Source organism: Providencia sp. Marseille-Q8014 (assembly GCF_965112055.1).
The window spans coordinates 2,936,448-2,955,351 of record NZ_CBCOPT010000001.1; the positions used below are offsets into that span (position 1 = coordinate 2,936,448).

General features: G+C 41.6%; 13 protein-coding genes. 4 read left to right on the forward strand and 9 right to left on the reverse strand.

Going from position 1 to position 18,904, the window contains the following annotated elements:
* The first annotated feature begins 128 nt into the window (after positions 1-128).
* The gene (locus ACWPW6_RS13025; protein ID WP_163862603.1) at positions 129-1,865 is read left to right on the forward strand and encodes an AAA family ATPase; all 1,737 of its coding nucleotides are present in this window, start codon (positions 129-131) and stop codon (positions 1,863-1,865) included.
* An 86-nt stretch (positions 1,866-1,951) separates the two neighbouring features.
* On the forward strand, positions 1,952-2,470 hold the full coding sequence (gene fabA, locus ACWPW6_RS13030; RefSeq protein WP_154623227.1) for a bifunctional 3-hydroxydecanoyl-ACP dehydratase/trans-2-decenoyl-ACP isomerase: 519 nt from the start codon (positions 1,952-1,954) through the stop codon (positions 2,468-2,470).
* 126 nt (positions 2,471-2,596) lie between these two features.
* On the opposite strand, the gene rmf is transcribed toward fabA, so the two are convergent.
* The 6 genes from rmf to rlmKL form a co-directional block, all read right to left on the reverse strand.
* On the reverse strand, positions 2,597-2,767 hold the full coding sequence (gene rmf / locus ACWPW6_RS13035; RefSeq protein WP_154623228.1) for a ribosome modulation factor: 171 nt from the start codon (positions 2,765-2,767) through the stop codon (positions 2,597-2,599).
* Positions 2,768-3,205: 438 nt separating this feature from the next.
* Positions 3,206-3,763, reverse strand: coding sequence for a membrane integrity-associated transporter subunit PqiC (gene pqiC / locus ACWPW6_RS13040; RefSeq protein ID WP_154623431.1), 558 nt, complete (start codon positions 3,761-3,763; stop codon positions 3,206-3,208).
* Positions 3,763-5,412, reverse strand: coding sequence for an intermembrane transport protein PqiB (gene pqiB / locus ACWPW6_RS13045; RefSeq protein ID WP_163862606.1), 1,650 nt, complete (start codon positions 5,410-5,412; stop codon positions 3,763-3,765). The genes pqiC and pqiB overlap by 1 nt, the downstream gene beginning before the upstream one ends.
* Entirely contained in the window at positions 5,409-6,683 is a 1,275-nt protein-coding gene (gene pqiA, locus ACWPW6_RS13050; protein ID WP_154623430.1) for a membrane integrity-associated transporter subunit PqiA, read from the reverse strand. Before pqiA ends, pqiB begins: the two co-directional genes overlap by 4 nt.
* 33 nt (positions 6,684-6,716) lie before the next feature.
* Positions 6,717-8,624: an ABC transporter ATP-binding protein gene (locus ACWPW6_RS13055; RefSeq protein ID WP_163862610.1), complete on the reverse strand. Its 1,908-nt coding sequence runs from the start codon at positions 8,622-8,624 to the stop codon at positions 6,717-6,719.
* A gap of 12 nt (positions 8,625-8,636) precedes the next feature.
* Positions 8,637-10,745: a bifunctional 23S rRNA (guanine(2069)-N(7))-methyltransferase RlmK/23S rRNA (guanine(2445)-N(2))-methyltransferase RlmL gene (gene rlmKL / locus ACWPW6_RS13060; RefSeq protein WP_154623428.1), complete on the reverse strand. Its 2,109-nt coding sequence runs from the start codon at positions 10,743-10,745 to the stop codon at positions 8,637-8,639.
* Positions 10,746-10,844: 99 nt separating this feature from the next.
* Between rlmKL and ACWPW6_RS13065 the strand changes: the two genes are divergently transcribed.
* Positions 10,845-11,960, forward strand: coding sequence for a YcbX family protein (locus ACWPW6_RS13065; protein ID WP_154623427.1), 1,116 nt, complete (start codon positions 10,845-10,847; stop codon positions 11,958-11,960).
* Between the two features lie 86 nt (positions 11,961-12,046).
* On the opposite strand, the gene ACWPW6_RS13070 is transcribed toward ACWPW6_RS13065, so the two are convergent.
* The 3 genes from ACWPW6_RS13070 to pepN all read right to left on the reverse strand — a co-directional run bounded on the left by ACWPW6_RS13070 (position 12,047) and on the right by pepN (position 16,919).
* Entirely contained in the window at positions 12,047-12,592 is a 546-nt protein-coding gene (locus ACWPW6_RS13070; protein ID WP_154623426.1) for a cell division protein ZapC, read from the reverse strand.
* 285 nt (positions 12,593-12,877) lie between these two features.
* Entirely contained in the window at positions 12,878-13,888 is a 1,011-nt protein-coding gene (gene pyrD / locus ACWPW6_RS13075) for a quinone-dependent dihydroorotate dehydrogenase (protein WP_154623425.1), read from the reverse strand.
* 412 nt (positions 13,889-14,300) lie between these two features.
* On the reverse strand, positions 14,301-16,919 hold the full coding sequence (gene pepN, locus ACWPW6_RS13080) for an aminopeptidase N (protein ID WP_196714090.1): 2,619 nt from the start codon (positions 16,917-16,919) through the stop codon (positions 14,301-14,303).
* Between the two features lie 552 nt (positions 16,920-17,471).
* On the opposite strand from pepN, the gene pncB reads away from it, so the two are divergent.
* Positions 17,472-18,686, forward strand: a complete 1,215-nt coding sequence (gene pncB, locus ACWPW6_RS13085; RefSeq protein WP_249999120.1) for a nicotinate phosphoribosyltransferase — start codon at positions 17,472-17,474, stop codon at positions 18,684-18,686.
* Positions 18,687-18,904 lie beyond the last annotated feature (218 nt).

Consider the following 18,904-nt stretch of genomic DNA (forward strand, 5'->3'; position numbering starts at 1 on the left):
AACCTTGCCCAATGGGTAATAAATGGACCTGAAAACAATGTAAAATATTCAAACAGGATTCAGGCATACGCGCCCTGCTCACCAACAGGCATTTTACTTATAATCATTTTAATAGCAGAAAAATTATAGTGATCAGTCAAGAACTAACATGGCAAGGCCTAACACCTGACCTAACACCTTATCAGGCAACTTTTGTCTCTTCAGATACCCTGACCCCTGCTACTTTGTCAGAAATTCAACCTAGGCTATTTAATAGCATTGAACGTTTTATCAAAGAAAACTCACGCACGCGTTTCATGTTTATCAAATCTGAGCAAAGTGAGCATTATTTACAGGTATTTTCTGAAGCGATCAGCCCTTTACTGACCCAATTTTCGCCGATTAAGGGTGATTATCAGCTCACTGACAATAAACTCGCTTTTAAATGGCATCCTGAAATTGACGGACGCTTTTCTAGCCAGACTAAGATTGCATACCGCGACTGGATAGAACCAGAACAATTGTTTGGCTATATCACAGCTTCACTGCATTTAGTTCCTGGATTATTACATCAAATCAACGGTGGTGTCCTAATATTATCGGCATCATCACTGATTGCCCAACCATTGATGTGGCAAAGATTACAGAATATGGTGGCTCGTCGCCAACTTGAATGGTTGCCATTTTCTGATAACCAGCCTCTACCTATAGAAATTGATGCTCAACCGCTTGATATAAAATTGATTATCGTTGGTGATAGGCTGGAGTTAGAAGAATTTGAATATATCGACTCAGAATTATTTGAGAATGCTATCTATGGTGAATATGAACCCATCATGTTCTTTGATGATAAAGAACAATTAGTTCTGTGGATGCGCTATATCAAATCACTTATTGACGCTAATCATTTGCCTGAAATTGCCTCCGATGGCTGGATGACGTTTATTACACAAGCTACGCGGTTTTGTGAAGACAAGTTTAATTTACCTCTTGATAGCCAATGGCTCATCCGTAAATTAACCGATGCGTCTCATTACCAAATCGATAACATGATGGGTGATGAAGCATTCAAACAGGCACTTGAAAATCGCCTATGGCGTCATAGCTTTCTTTCTGAGCGCTCACAAGACGACATCTTACAGGAACAGGTTTTTATCCGAACAGAGGGAGAAGTTATCGGCCAAATTAATGGTTTGTCCGTTTTACAGTACCCCGGTCACCCTGAAGCGTTAGGTGAGCCTTCACGCATTACCTGTGTGGCACATTTAGGTGATGGTGAATTTGTGGATGTTGAAAGAAAAGCAGAGCTTGGTGGTAATATCCATGCTAAAGGCATGATGATCATGCAAGCTTATTTAAATTATGAACTAAAATTAGAGCAGCCACAGCCATTCTCAGCCTCAATTGTCTTTGAGCAGTCCTATGGTGAAGTCGATGGTGATAGCGCTTCTTTGGCTGAACTATGCGCCCTCATTAGTGCATTAGCACTACAGCCTATCGATCAACAAATAGCGGTAACCGGGGCGGTAGATCAATTTGGTTATGTGCAACCTATTGGCGGCGTGAATGAAAAAATTGAAGGCTTCTTCGATATATGTGCTCAACGTCACTTAACAGGCCAGCAAGGTGTCATCATCCCAATGGCGAATGTCCGCCATCTGTGCCTCAATCAAACCGTTGTTGACGCAGTCAAAGAAGGTCAATTTCATATATGGCCAGTAGAACATGTCGCTCAAGCGATCACCTTACTGACCAAACAAGCTTACTTTGAGCAACAAGCTGAAGGTGACAACGTACACTTGTTAGCTTTAATTCAAGAACGGATAAATCAAGCTAACTCGCCAGAAAAACCAAAGCTTCCTTGGTTTCTGAAATGGCTTGGTTGAGTAAAAAAATATCAGATCGGAGTTGTTCAGCGTACAAGTGTAAGCTATCCTGTATCCTTAAACTTAATTAAGGCTATAAGAAGAACATGGTTGATAAACGCAGTTCCTACACAAAAAGTGATTTAGAAGCTTCTGGAAGAGGCGAATTATTTGGCGAAAATGGGCCTCCATTACCTTCTGGCAATATGTTGATGATGGATCGCATCATCACCATGACTGAAGATGGCGGTTCTTTCAATAAAGGCTATGTCGAAGCTGAACTGGATATCAATCCAGACTTGTGGTTCTTTGGCTGCCATTTTGTGAATGATCCTGTTATGCCTGGCTGTTTAGGTCTGGATGCGATGTGGCAGTTGGTCGGCTTCTACCTTGGTTGGCTGGGTGGCGAAGGCAAAGGTCGCGCATTGGGCGTTGGTGAAGTTAAATTCACCGGACAGGTTCTACCAACAGCGAAAAAAGTGACTTACCGTATCAATTTTAAACGTGTTATTAATCGTAAATTGATTATGGGACTTGCTGATGGCGAAGTATTAGTTGATGGTAAAGTCATTTACGTTGCTAATGACCTGAAAGTTGGTCTATTTAAAGACACAAGTGCTTTCTAAACCGACTGACGCTATATGATCTAAAACCTCCGCAATCGCGGAGGTTTAAAATTGTGGTTTAAAGGGAATTAAAAAACCGTTTATCTAGGTTCTCTAATCAGTAAGTTATGCTGTGCTATGCTCTGCCTATGCAGAGAGTGTCGTCCGGTCCTCCATGGCCTTTCGCCAGCCTCCCAACCAATGCGAACGCGCGTCCACCGACTGATAAGGGCATAATTCTTTTGAACGCCCTGCAATACCTGCTTGATAACCTCTTGATAAAGCTCTTTCTAAACGGTCTCGCTTCTGTCTTTTCATGCCTTACTTCCCTCATTGTTTAAATGGAAAAGAAAACAGCACCTAAAACCCTTAATAGCTTTAAGTTAAGTCATTAGTCAGATTGTACTTAACGACGTTCTCTGTGTGCACCTAGAAAACCTAGGTGATAGCTTAGTTTGTTAGCGACAGGAACCTAAAACTACATAGGGCTCTTAATTTAGGTACAGTATAGAAATACCGCTGGCAGGTCAGAAAATCAAGTAAAGAATTTCATATGAATGTCATAAATGTTATAAATGTGATATATACATTCAAAAAGTGACAACTAATTGATATTAAATATATTAATATCATATTCCTTATAGAAGTTCATAGTACGATAATTTATATTTGAATGATTTATAAGCAGTTTTACAAAAAAAATGCGCCTCCGTTGATGAAAACACGAGGCGCATTTATCCGTAATCATAGTGTTAATTAGGGTTTGCTGATCTCTTTCGCTATCCCATCTGCCACTTGCTGCCATCCTTGCGATAAGGTGCGCACCAAATCAGGATAACCATCTTCTTTTTGTTCAAGCTGTATATCAAAGTTACGGCGGATCACTTCACGACCATTCGATAATGTCCAAAAACCTTGTACTAAAACCATCCCATCATAACGCCCATTAAACGCGGTCAGCGTGATATCTAGCGTATCAGGTGAATTCTGTAGCGGCTGTAGAGACACTAAGCGCCCCGGTAACGCGGACGATAGTTCACTGACCATGGATTGTCCTAACTGCTGTTCAAGTGGACTAGCCCATAAGTGTGAGCTTGCATTACTGTAGCTGACATCCGATGTCTGGTAAGTAATGCCGTTTGATGTCAAAACATCAGCCAACATAACTCGTTGCAGCCAAATTTGATTTTGTTGCCCCATCACTACCGCTGTTTGTGTTGCCGGCGCTTTTACCGGCAATTGGTAGTACATTTTTTCAGGGGTGCTGCTACAAGCCGCCAGCATTAAAACAAATATCGATACCAGATATCTCATTATTTTTTCACTCCTTTAGGCACAGGATCCTTCGACGGCTCGGCCTCGAATACTAAGGCATTACTCTTATTATTCAACGTCCGTAATAATGGCTGCACTTCCCTAAGCACCTGATCTAAACGCTGCATATTATCAACCATCTTATTATATGCTGGTGAGCCAGGTTGGAACCCTTGCATTGCTCGATTCATCTCGTTCAAGGTTTTTTGCAAGTCTCTAGGTAAGTTCTGGAACTCTTTACTGCCCATGACTTTATTCAGTTCAGCCAGCATCACCTGCGCTTCTTTAATCGTTTTCTGCCCTTCAGCCAGTGTTTGGGTCGTTTGATTCAACATAGGCTCAATCGGCATACTATTGATTTTATCCAAGACTGAAATCACTTTTTGCTGAATTTGCGCCAAACCACCACTGGTTGTTGGAATCACTTTATAACCAGCCACCACATCAGGCCCTTTATAATCCGGTACGTTAGGCACGAAATCAAGGTCAACAAACAGCGCTCCTGTCAGTAAGTTACCTGATTTCAGTGAGGCACGAAGCCCATCTTTCATCGCTAATTTCAGTTCATTTTTCAGATTGAAGTCAGCACCCACATCTTTCCTGAATCGTTCTGGCTCTATATGGATTAATACCGGAATGCGGAAGTCATTATCTAGTTTCTGATCAAGACCTTCAGTATAGAAAGGCACTTGAGCTACTGTACCTAAACGGATACCACGGAATTCTACAGGCGCCCCAGGCTGTAAACCTCTTACTGAATCCGAGAAAAACAGAACAAAATCTTGATACTCGGTATACAGGGAATTTTGGATACTACTTTGGTTATCAAAGAGTTTAAATTCCGTATTTTCTTTCACCCCTTCACCGGGTACCCAACCTGCTGGCACATCAAAACTAACCCCACCAGCAAGTAAGGTTGCTATTGATCCCAGTTCCACATGAATACCTTGCGATGACATATCGAAAGCGATGCCGCTATCCTTCCAAAAGCGCACATTGGTACTAATGAGCTTATCATACGGCGCATTGATGAATAGCTGATAGCGCATATCACGCTTATCCATGTCAAAATTACTGGTTTCAACAGAACCGACACGATAGCCTCTAAACAAGACAGGGTCCCCAGGATTCAATTGACCAGCACGATCACTCACCAATATCACTCGGATCCCTTTTGCATCAGGAGAAGCTAACGGAGGCGAATCTAACAGCGTAAATTCGTTATGCTCTTTTGATGAACTACCGGGTTGTAATTCAATGAATACCCCTGATAGCAATGTTCCCAGACCTGTCACACCTTCACGGCCGATAGCTGGTTTCACAATCCAAAAAGCAGAATCAGTGCGTAGCAAATCTTTCATATCGCTATTAAGGCGAGCCTTAATGACAACTCGGCTAAAGTTGTCGTCTAATGTCACACTTTCAACGATACCAATATCTACACTACGGCTTTTAATCTTGGTTTTACCGGCTTCAATGCCTTCAGCATTATAAGTAATTAACGTCACTTCAGGGCCTTGATGGCTGAAGTGATAAAATAATATCCAAGCACCAATTAAGACAGTGATGATAGGGATCACCCATACAGGTGACCAACTTTTCAGTTTACTGACTTTGGCATTGGCCTGTGGCGTTTTTTGTTCACTCACCCGATGGCTCCTTCTTGTTCAACAACTTTTATTGCATTTTTCTTTTCGCAGCGATCCCATGTCAGTCTGGGGTCGAAAGTCATCGCAGCAAACATCGTTAAAATGACCACGACGCCAAAGAAAATAACGCCCTGTGCAGGGACGATACTCATTAATTGCCCCATTTGAACTAATGCAGCCAAAATGGTAATAACAAATACGTCAATCATTGACCAACGACCTACATATTCAACTAATTCATAAATAAAGTGCATACGATGGGGGTCTCGATTGCCATACCCCTGAGAATCAAGGCATAGCCACGCAATACCTATCATTTTTAATGAAGGTACCATAATACTGGCAATAAAAATCACTAACGCAACGGGATATGAACCATCCCCCCACAATAGTATTACGCCATCCATAATAGTCGCCGGCATGTCGCTACCCAGCATATTGGTTGTCATGACAGGCAGCAGATTCGCTGGGATATACAATATAAAAGAAGTCAATAACAGTGCGGCTGTCCATTGTATGCTTTGATGCTTACGCACACTACCATGTGCATGGCAACGAGGACATTGAGATTGCTCAGCGGGCAAAATCGCTGTACACACTAAGCACAACCGAACATTTTGACTGATCCCTGTACGTCCAACCTCTAGCTTTTGTGCCAATTTTGGGGCGGGTTCGATTTTGTTCCACATCCAGTGCCTATCAAGGCATTGAAACGCCCTCACTTGTAAAACACAAAATAAACAATAAGGCAAAAAGCTTAATCCAACACCAATATCCCCATAGGCAATCAGTTTCACGAAACTGACCAGCACGCCCGCAAGGAAAATTTCTGCCATACACCAAGATTTCATTTGAAACAGGATACGGCTCATCCACACTTTAATCGGTTTTGGTACATACACTTGCATACCAAAGAGTATGATAGTCACCATACAAAAGGCGGGGATCACTAATGAAAAAAACAGAAAGAATAGAGCCAACCCGCTGTAACGGGTTGTCGCGATAATCTCTATAATTTGAAATAAAGAGATTTCATTTTCGATTCCGGCCGCACTCATTTTGACAAATGGAAACATACATGCAACCAGCAGCATGATTAATGCACTGAATGCATATGCCGCTGGCTGCTTATACGGATAGCGCCACTTTGCAACCAACACAGTATGGCAACGTGGACATGTAGCTTTAGTGCCTTGCTCTAATTCAGGCACTGCAACTAGCATGTCGCACTGTGTACACAGCACATGTTCATGAGACTCATGAGAGCACAAGGTGATTCGCCCCTTCTATTTTTGATCTATAAACTAACTATTTTTTAATAGTTCAAGTTCTTGCCAACGATCAAATGCTTGTTCTAGCGCTTGTTCTTTCTCAGCCAATGCATTTAATGTTTTTTCTGTAACATCATGAGGCTGATTAAAGAAGTCTGCATCACTGATTGTGGCTTGCAGTGTTTCAATTTCGCTCTCAAGTTGCTCAAGCTTTGATGGTAATTGTTCTAATTCACGTAGTAAATGGTAGCTAATCTTATTATTTCGCTTTGTAGGCTCTTTTACTTTAGTAAATTTCTCTTCGTCCGATATTTTACTTTGTTGCGTGGTTTTCAAACTCACGGTTTGTGCTTTTTGCTGCTGAGCGTCAAAATATCCCCCCGCGTAGCGATTGATCACCCCGTTGCCTTCAAAAATCCAACATTCCGTGACGCTATTGTCAACAAACTCACGGTCATGGCTGACTAATAGCACTGTGCCTTGATAGCTGTCCACCAACTCCTCAAGTAGTTCTAGAGTTTCCACATCAAGGTCGTTAGTCGGTTCATCGAGGATCAATAAGTTACTGGGTTTTAAAAATAACCGAGCAAGTAATAGCCTATTACGCTCTCCCCCCGATAACGCACGAACCGGAGTCATCGCACGTTTCGGTGGGAACATAAAGTCTTGTAGATAACCTAAGACATGGCGTGGTTTGCCGTTCACCATCACCTCTTGCTTTCCTTCTGCGAGGTTATCCATTACTGTTTTATCGGGATCGAGAGCCGCACGGTGTTGATCGAAATAAGCGACCTCTAACTTAGTGCCGCAATGCACCTTACCACTATTGGCTTGTAAGTCTCCCAGCATTAATTTCAGCAGCGTCGTCTTACCACAGCCATTTGGCCCCACTAAGGCAATTTTGTCACCGCGCATCACTTGTGCACTAAAATCTTTGACTAAGACTTTGCCATCAATGTGATAGTTCACATTTTCGATCTCAAACACAATTTTTCCTGAGCGAGCCGCTTCTTCAACTTGCATTTTTGCGCTACCCAGTACTTCACGACGCTGAGAACGTTCAACTCGCAAAGCTTTTAACGCACGCACACGCCCTTCATTACGCGTACGTCTTGCTTTGATGCCTTGACGGATCCACGCCTCTTCTTGGGCAAGTTTGCGGTCAAATTCTGCATTTTGCATCTCTTCTACACGCAAAGCTTCCTCTTTTGCGATCAAATAGGCATCATAATTACCCGGCCACGATGACAATTTGCCTCTATCGAGATCAACAATACGTGTTGCCATATTGCGGATAAATGAACGGTCATGGGAGATAAAGACGATACTACCTTGGAAATCTTTCAGGAAATTCTCTAACCATAAAATGGTTTCAATATCCAAGTGGTTAGTCGGCTCATCAAGAAACAATACACGTGGATTGCTGACTAATGCACGGCCCAATGCCGCTTTGCGTAGCCAACCACCTGATAATGAAGACAACTGCGCATCCGCAGGAAGATCCAGTTTTTTCAATACGTCACTAATACGAGCATCGAGTAGCCATAAATTCCGACTATCAAGAACCTCTTGTAATTCAGCTAATTTGTTTAAATTCTTTTCACTTGGATCGCTTTCCACCAATTTAGACACATGATGGTAATCTTTAAGATACTCAGCTTGCTCCGCAACCCCTTCCGCAACAAAATCAAAAATAGTCCCTTCAATATTACGTGGTGGGTCTTGTTGTAAACGGGCAACAATCAGATCTTGTTGATAAAGAAGCTGCCCATCATCAAGCGGCTGCTCCTTCGTTAATACACGCATTAATGTGGATTTACCTGCACCATTACGGCCAACTAAACAAACACGTTCATTGTCTTCAATATGAAGTTCAGTACTATCCAATAAAGGTGCATCACTAAACGATAAATATGCACCTGACAAATTAATTAAAGCCATTGATTTTATCCTTTACGCTGCGTGGCGTATCAGCCAGCAGTTATGAATCTGACGGTTACGAGCAAAGTCTTCTGAACGTGTTTTCGCTGTAATTTCTTCGGCTTGTAATCCAAGGTCGCTCAGTGCTTCGCTATCCATTTTAAAACCTCGCTTATTATTGGAAAACATAATCGTTCCCCCACGGCGTAACATGCGTTTTAAATGGCTGATCAACTGGATATGATCACGTTGCACATCAAAAGTACCGTCCATTCGTTTTGAGTTTGAAAAAGTGGGTGGATCAATGAAGATCAAATCAAATTGTTCATGACTATTTGCTAACCAATTCAGGCAGTCCGCTTGAACCAAACGATGTTGACGCCCAGTTAAGCCGTTTGCTTGTAAGTTTTTCTCTGCCCATTCTAGGTAGGTACGAGACATATCCACCGAGGTTGTACTTTTCGCACCGCCCAAACCCGCATGGACGGTGGCTGAACCGGTATAACAAAACAAGTTCAAAAAGTCTGCACCGCGGCTCATTTGCCCTAACATACGACGAGCAATACGATGGTCTAAAAATAACCCAGTATCAAGATAATCCGTTAAATTGACGAGCATTTTAGCGTTGTATTCTTGCACTAAAAAGAAATCTTCTTTTTGTGCCAATTTTTCGTATTGCTGTTTCCCCTTCTGGCGTTGGCGCGTTTTTAACACCAGTTGGTTGGATGATAGCTGCAATACGTTCATTGTCGCCGTGATAACATCAAATAGTCGTTGACGAGCTTTGCGCTCATCTACCGTTTTCGGTGGGGCATATTCTTGGATTACGACTTTGTCACCATAGATATCGACGGCAACATTGTATTCAGGCAAATCCGCATCATAGACGCGGTAACAATCAACACCTTGCTGTTTAGCCCACTTGCTGAACTTTTTGTGATTTTTACGTAGACGATTCGCAAAATCTGGTGAAATTTCCCCCACGGTTTCAGACGGGGTTTCAGCCAGAACATAATTTTTTTGTACGCACTCCAATGGCCCATTTTTCGCTTTAAATTCACGTTCTGAACGCAATTGCAAACAGCTTAAAAGCTCTGGGGAAGCACTAAAAATGGATAAACGCCACCCCGGAAAACGTGATTTAACCACACGACCTAATTGGCTATGCAACGCAATCAACGCAGGCTCACTTTCAAGACGTTCACCATAAGGAGGGTTACTTAAAATAGTACCTTTATGATCCGTTTTAACCGGGTTTTCAAGCATCGCCGCATCGCCTTGATTCAAGCTTATCAATTCTTGAACCCCTGCTCTGCGTGCATTAGAACGCGCCATATCGAGTACACGTTTATCAATATCAACGCCATAAAAACGCGAGGTTGTTTCTTTCAAACCTTGACGGAAACGTACCTGAGCTTCTGTGATCAGTTCACGCCATAATTCAGGATTATATTTTGACCATGCATAGAATCCCCAATGTTCACGATATAAACCAGGGGCTCTATCCGCCGCAATCATTGCCGCTTCAATGAGCAATGTGCCTGAACCGCACATAGGATCGACAAGAGGCGTATCTTTTTGCCAACCTGAACGGTTTATAATCGCAGCCGCTAAATTTTCTTTTAATGGCGCTTGGCCCGCTAAATCACGATAACCGCGAATGTGGAGTGCATCACCACTTAAATCAAGCGCGACACTCGCCCTCTCTTTATTTAAATAAACGTTAACACGAATATCGGGTTGTTGCCGTGCAACATCTGGCCGCTGGTCTAATTTACGTACAAAGCAATCGACAATCGCATCTTTAACTTTTAACGCCCCATATTGGCTATTGCGGATTTCGTCATTAGTACCACTAAAATGAACTGAAAATGTATCATTAACCGAGAAGATTTCGGTCCAGTCAATGGCCTGTACACCAAGGTATAAATCTAAGTCGCTGTAAACGTCAAACTCATTCAATGGTAATAAGATACGGGATGCCAGCCTGCTCCAGAGCAGACTCTGATACATCACCCGTTCATCAGCCTGAAAATAGACACCCCCTTGTGCAATTTTGCACTGGCTAGCGCCCAGAGCTTCTAATTCGGATTTCAATAGTTCTTCAAGGCCACGAGCTGTGCTGGCAAACAGAGAATTCATAGTATTTTTTACCAATTTGGATGAAAAATTGTTGCGCATTATAGCTAATCTTATGGAGTTGTCATAAAGTTGCTCAGCAACAATTATAAGGATTAAATAATGATAACGCTTTCACGCCTTTATACCCACCCAGTCAAGTCCATGAGAGGCATACGTTTGTCTCATGCTTACGCTGATACCAGTGGATTAATCTTTGATCGTAATTTTATGGTAACAACGCTGGAAGGTAAATTTATCACCGCGAGAAAATACCCTCAGATGTTACTATTCACACCAGCAATGTTAAATAATGGTCTTTATCTTAAAGCACCCGATGGCGAAAGTGTGACGGTATTGTATCAGGACTTTGATGAGAATCAGAGCCCAACTGAAGTTTGGGGGAATCATTTTCATGCCTTGATTGCACCCGAAACGATTAATTCTTGGTTGAGTCGCTATTTTGAGGAGCCTGTTCAACTTCGTTGGATAAGCCCTCATCTGTCTCGCCGAGTCAAAACCATGCCCGATGTTCCAATGTCTTTTGCTGACGGTTACCCCTTCTTATTAATTAATGAAGCCTCAGTGCAGGAACTCCAAAAGCGCTGCCCTGCCAGCATTAAACTTGAACAATTTAGAGGTAACCTGATCATCACAGGTGCGCAACCTTTCGAAGAGGATACTTGGAAAAAAATCCAGATAGGGGATGTCATCTTTACCCTTGATCGCCCATGTAGCCGCTGCATTTTGACCACCGTGAGCCCAGAAAAAGGCATAAAGCACCCTAATAGTGAGCCTCTCGCCACTTTGCAAACGTTCCGCACCGCTGAAAATGGTGATGTCGACTTTGGCCAAAATGTGATTATTCATAATACCGGAGTCATTCGTGTGGGTGATGAAGTTACCGTACTCGAAAAGAAACAACCTAATCGCTATATCCCAAAAGAAAGGGAAACAGGCAGCAAGGCGACCGGTACAACCACACCACTAAGCACAGTGACCATGACTTTTGAACATCATGATTATGAAGGGAATAACCAAGAAGTCATTCTTGAACAATTAGAAGCAAAAGGAGTATCGCTGCCTTATTCCTGTCGCGCAGGCATTTGTGGTCAATGCAAAATAAAGCTGCTCGAAGGAGAAGTGACACCATTAAAACAGAGTGCAATTAAAGGTGATGGCTATATATTAGCCTGTAGTTGTATTCCTAAAAGTGCAATTAAATTAGCTTTACGTTAGTTTTTAAACACCATCATATCAATAATTATTTTAATGATGGTGTTATGAGTCATATTAAAAAAACATAAACGATCAAGGATGATCAATTAAATGACATTGCCATACAATAAGCGATTAGACTTGCGCTTATATTCCCTCATACGATCGTTCATGATCTTAATGGGATCACAGAAGCGTAATTTACGATCTGGTAATTCTAATTGTGCTTCTGCCAATAAACATAAACTTGCCGATGCCCCCGCTTCAGCAATAATAAATGTGGCAATATTGCGGGTGCTTTCTAAACAAACTTGAATAAGCTGGCCTTGAGCTGGCTGTTTAATATCGTGAAAAGATGAAAAATACCAACTTTTTGGCATTTGTGGTTTTAGAAAACGAAATGCCACTAAACTATTGAGCACTAATTCGGCTCTTTCTTCATTAGATAAATTTAATCTTTTAGCCTGTTCGTCGAATATATAAAACTCAGCAGCATCTTCAATACTAAAAGGCATTTCATCACGCGCAAACGCAGTTAGCATTTTTGCGGGAAAACATGAGCGAAATATCATGCCGTTGGCGAGATCCAACATCACCCTATCATGGTCATGATCAAAATACCAACGCCAATGATCATCAGGTTTTATTATCATAAACGATCCCTTAGCGATTTATCGGTATACTCACCATACTTGAAGTTGCTAGTTGAGCCGATTCTATTAGCCTAATTATATTATCAGCGCTTTTTAACGAAACGAATAATGTGACTTAACAGCTACGTGCAACTCAAATTAGTCAGAGTACAAATACATTTTTTAGATAGAAATATAAATAATTCGGTTCTAAAAATGTCAAAATGATTTAAAAATAAGCATCCAACTCAATATAGATTAAAAGGGAGCATAAATAAAGCCCCCTTTAGGTAAATTTACAGTTAACTATATATGGTTCACAATATCTTTAATTAACTTTGGACCATTATATATAAAACCTGAATAAATTTGGATCAATGATGCGCCTGCATCCATTTTCTCACGTGCGGATGTTAATGAATCAATTCCACCCACGCCAATAATTGGTAACTTGCCATTTAATTCACGAGAAATGATCCTAATAACTTCAGTACTTTTTAGTTGCACTGGGCGTCCACTTAAACCACCAGCTTCATTACAGTGATTTAAACCTTGGACTAAGGAGCGATCTAAAGTGGTATTCGTGGCGATCACACCATCTATATTATGGCGAACTAAACTATCTGTAACTTGTATTATTTCTTCTTCGCTTAAATCCGGGGCAACTTTAACGGCAACAGGAACATATTTTTGATGTTTCGATTGTAATTCCAACTGCTTTGTTTTTATTCCGCTTAACAAATCGTCCAAAGCTTCTCCATATTGCAGCGTGCGTAAACCCGGCGTATTTGGTGACGAAATATTAATAGCAATATAACCTGCATGTGTATAAACCTTATCCATGCAAATTAAATAATCATCCTTACCTTGCTCTACTGGCGTATCTTTATTTTTGCCAATATTAATTCCAATCACCCCACCGTAGGTTGATTTTTTGACATTCTCAACAAGGTTATCAACACCTTTATTATTAAACCCCATACGATTGATCAACGCTTCTGCTTCAACTAACCGAAACAGCCTTGGCTTGTCATTACCAGCCTGCGGTCGAGGAGTGACGGTACCGATTTCAACAAAACCAAAGCCCATTGCACCGAAAGCGTCAATACATTCGCCATCTTTATCTAACCCTGCGGCTAGACCAAGTGGATTTTTAAATGACAGCCCCATACATTGAACAGGTTTAGTCGCCACCGATTGGCGAAGAAGACATTTAAGAGGAGAATTATTTAAGCGCTGAAGCTGACGGAAAGTCAGTTCATGGGCTTTTTCTGGGTCGAACTGGAATAGAGCCTTGCGGGCAAGGTGATATAACATATCCAATAACCTATTTCTGTCTATACCTGCCATACTTTAAGCTGAAATGCGCACTGATGCTTAACGCCAACAACTTAAATTACTTTGTGTATAAAGCGATTAAAAGACACAATGTTCCGCGCATCAAAACACCCAACAAATAAAATTTGCTGAGCCTATATTAAGCAAAGGGAACATTTTCATCCGATAAAACGCGACATAGATTACCCTATCTTGCGCTACTTTTTCTATGAAAAAATCAATTTATTGCACACAAGCTGATTAGTCGGGAGTTAACAAAGCGGATTCCCCCATTCGAAACGCCCTATCATGAATAACACCCTGCCAGCTTTTTTGTGACGGATTGAAAAGAACAAGCCCTTGAAAAATATTCTCAAGGGCTTGTATTGGTTACTGATTGGTTATGAGAAACTTAGCTCTCAAGTGCCTTCGTCACTTTTTCAAACAGGTCACCGGATAGGTTATCTAACCCTTTCAACTGCTCTAAAGTATTACGCATTAGACTTTGACGTTTTTCATCAAAACGTTTTAAGCGGATCAACGGCTCAATCAACCGTGATGCAACTTGAGGGTTGCGTGTATTTAAATCAACTAAAATGTCATACAGGAACTGATAACCACTTCCATCTTGTGCATGGAATGCAGACGGATTACCAGAAGCAAACGCACCGACTAGAGAACGAACACGGTTCGGGTTACTCATACTAAACGAACGGTGAGTCAACAAGCTCCGCACTTTTTCCAATACATCGGGCGCTGGGCTAGTGCCTTGCAGCGTAAACCATTTATCCATCACCAAGCCATCATGATGCCAACGTTCATCAAACGCAGTCATCAACGATTCAAGGCAAGGTAATTGAGATTCGCTCGCTGCTGTCAATGCGGCCAATGAATCCGTCATATTGTCAGCCGATGCAAATTGCGTAGAAACTAATTTATCCGCCAGCGCCTGGTCATCCCCTGCTGCAAGATATTGCAAGCACACATTGCGTAATGAACGTTTCGCAATATCACCATGATCAACACGGTAACCATCAATATGAATTGATTGATAAACGGCTAAGAACTCATCCGCCATTTCCACGGCCAATTGATGTGCAATAAAATCAGCGACAATGTGGATAGCATCAGGGTCGATAGTTTGAAAATACTCCGCCATCTCATTCTCAGAAGGCAGTGTTAAAATCAATGCGGCCAATGCTGGATCGATAGAATCACTCAATAACACCGCTCTAAATGCATCAATCACATGCTCAGGCAAAACGAATTCTTTGCCCGCTTGATGATTCGCAACATTGAGCTTCACATAGTTACCGATCAATTGCTGAGCCGCATCCCAACGAGAGAACTCATTGCTTGCATATTGCATCAAAAAGGCAAGTTGCTCATCACTATATGGATAATCTAATTTAACAGGTGCAGAGAATTCACGTAATAATGAAGGAACCGGACGGCTAGGAACTTCATCAAAAGTGAACGTTTGTGATTCTTGTGTGACGTTCAACACTGAATTGATATGGCTTCCCATATGTTTCAACGGGATAATAGAACCGTCTTCAGCATATAATTCAATATCTAACGGAATATGTAACGGCAGCTTTTCCGCTTGATCCGCTGTTGGTGGCGTCATTTGTCTAACATGTAATACATATTCTTGTTTTTCAGGGAAATATTCATCACGTACCGTTAAAACAGGCGTACCTGATTGGCTGTACCAGCGACGGAATAACGACAGATCCACATTCGAGGCATCTTCCATGGCTTGCACAAAATCATCACAGGTCGCAGCACTACCATCATGGCGATGAACATACAACTGTATCCCTGCTTGGAACATCTCTTCGCCTAATAATGTGTGGATCATTCGAATGACTTCTGAACCTTTTTCATAAACGGTTAAGGTATAGAAGTTATTCATCTCAATCACTTTTTCAGGACGGATCGGATGTGCCATAGGGCTAGCATCTTCAGCAAACTGAGCAGCACGCATCACTTTCACATTATTGATGCGGTTGACAGAACGCGAACCGAGATCTGAACTAAATTCTTGATCGCGGAAAACGGTTAAGCCTTCTTTTAAACTTAATTGGAACCAATCACGACAAGTAATACGGTTCCCTGTCCAGTTATGGAAATATTCGTGGCCGATCACCGATTCAATATTTAAATAATCTTTATCCGTGGCAGTCTCATTTTTCGCGAGCACGTATTTGGAGTTGAAAACATTCAGACCTTTGTTTTCCATCGCGCCCATATTAAAGAAATCAACCGCGACTATCATGTAAATATCGAGATCGTATTCCAGACCAAAGCGCTCTTCATCCCACTTCATCGCATTTTTTAGGGATTGCATTGCCCATGGCGCGCGGTCAAGGTTGCCTTTATCAACAAAGAGTTCTAAAGCCACTTCTCTGCCAGTGCGTGTAATAAAAGTATCGCGAAGTACATCAAAGTCACCAGCGACTAACGCAAATAGGTAGCTTGGTTTTGGGAAAGGATCTTGCCACTTAACCCAATGACGTCCATCATCCAGTTCACCTTCAGCGATGCGATTACCATTAGATAATAAATAAGGATAACGTTGTTTATCCGCAGTAATCGTCGTTGTGTAACGCGCTAAAACGTCAGGACGATCCTGATAATAAGTGATATGACGGAAACCTTCAGCTTCACATTGTGTACATAGCGCATCCCCTGAAACATATAAACCTTCTAGCGCTGTATTTTTTTCGGGGCTGATTTCATTCACAATACGTAATGTGAAAGCTTCAGGTAAGGATTCCAATATCAGCTTACCGTCTTGCTCTTGATAATGCGTCCAAGACTGACCATCCACTTCGACACTGATTAATTTCAGGTCTTCACCATGCAGTTCCAGTGTCGATGATTCTGGGTTAAGGCGTTTTACTTGGCTAATCGCCGTGACAACCGTTTTTGCTGGGTCGAGAATAAAATCGAGATCAATTTCAGAGATAGTATAATCAGGGGCTTTATAGTCCTGACGATATTTCGCTTGTCGCAATTGGGTCATAAGTAACCTTTTTTATTCGTTAATTCGATACAGTCGTTTATCATTTATTCTTTATATTACTATACGCTGCTGCAACAAAAATGCCTATGAGAAACAATTGCATCATATTATGTTGCCTATTTATGACTATCAGTATCAACAATTGTTAAGAATTGGTTTGCTCGTTGATGCTATAACACTGTTAAATAGAAAATTACGTGTTAGTATCATTTCATACCTGATGACTAGTATAGATATATTAACGCTTGTTAAATAACCATAACAGCCAGTATTCCATCCTAGTCAATCATGTCAATGATGATACGTTCAAGGGGAATCTAAGCGATAAGAAAGGTATCGCAAGGAACAAAATAGCCGTCGATGATGAGTATAGACAAACTTAATCATCACGCTATCACTTGAAATGTGAAGGGTATAAATAAATATTGGAAGAGCTCACATAGATAAGAGTGATGCAATAAGGCTTCTATCTTCTGCTAAAGTGAGTATACTTTTCCAACTTTAAACGATTTAGCTAATAAGTAGATAGCTCCGCGAGGACGCCTGCGCGCCATGAATTTAGACGCTACCCCCATTATTACATCACTGCTTGACACTGATGCTTATAAGCTTCATATGCAGCAGGCCGTATTTCACCATTACAGCCAAGTTCCGGTTGTTGCCGAGTTCCGCTGTCGTAGCCGTGAAATTTTAGGTACTTATGCGAATGAAATCCGCCAGCAAGTCCAATTGATGGCCCATCTTTCACTAACTAATGAAGAAGTTAATTATTTAAGTGGTCTTCCTTTTTTCAAAGACGACTATCTTGCTTGGTTAAAAAACTTCCGTTTTAAGCCAGAACAAGTGGACATTACCCTTGCAGATGATGGGCAGCTCGCTATCCGTATTAGCGGCCCATGGTGCGAAGTCATTATGTGGGAAGTCCCACTGCTTGCTTTGATCAGTGAAATTGTTCAACGCGATAGACACCCACAGATTACCCGCGAGGATGCGGTGAGTCAGTTAAAAAAATTACTGACCGTCTTTTATGCCCAAGCGGCCGAAAATCATATCGACCTTAGCCATTTTAAATTAATGGATTTCGGCACCCGTCGCCGTTTTTCCTATGATGTACAATCCGCTATCGTTTCCATGCTCAAAGATGAGTTTCCTTATCTTGTCGGCACCAGTAACTATAAATTGGCTCATGAATTAGGATTAGCCCCTGTTGGTACGCAAGCTCATGAGTGGTTTCAAGCTCATCAACAAATCAGCCCTGAACTCGCAAATAGCCAACGAGCCGCATTGCAAAGCTGGCTCGATGAATACCCCGAGCAACTCGGTATTGCTTTAACAGACTGTATTACGATGGATGCTTTTTTGCGTGATTTCGATGATAATTTTGCGAAGCGCTACCAAGGACTACGTCATGATTCGGGTGACCCTATCGAATGGGGTGAAAAAGCCATCGCACACTATGAAAAATTAGGCATTGATCCAATGACGAAAACATTAGTGTTTTCTGATAGCTTAGACCTGCAAAAATCATTGGAGCTGTATCGTTATTTCCATAAACGTATTAATCTGGTATTTGGGATCGGTACAAGGCTCACGTGCAATATTCCCGGAGTCGTTCCTTTAAATATCGTCATCAAATTGGTTGAATGTAATGGCAAGCCAGTCGCAAAACTGTCTGATAGTCCAGGCAAAACCATTTGTGAAGATGATGAGTTCGTTAATCAACTGCGTAAAGCTTTCGACCTACCAAAAATGGAAAAAGCCTGTTAATGGCATTTTCAGCCTGTGTGATACTCAAGCGCCTTCTTTTTGAGTATCACACAAAAAGTGCCATCTTCATTAATATTCATAGTAGATGATTATATTTACTTGCTATTAGAGCCCTAACTAAGGTATAGCTAGGGACTACGACCTTTCTGGTAGAAAAGTCACGATTTTTTACTTGTTTCCTGCCTCACGGCAAGTAACATAGAACATCAATCTTGAAA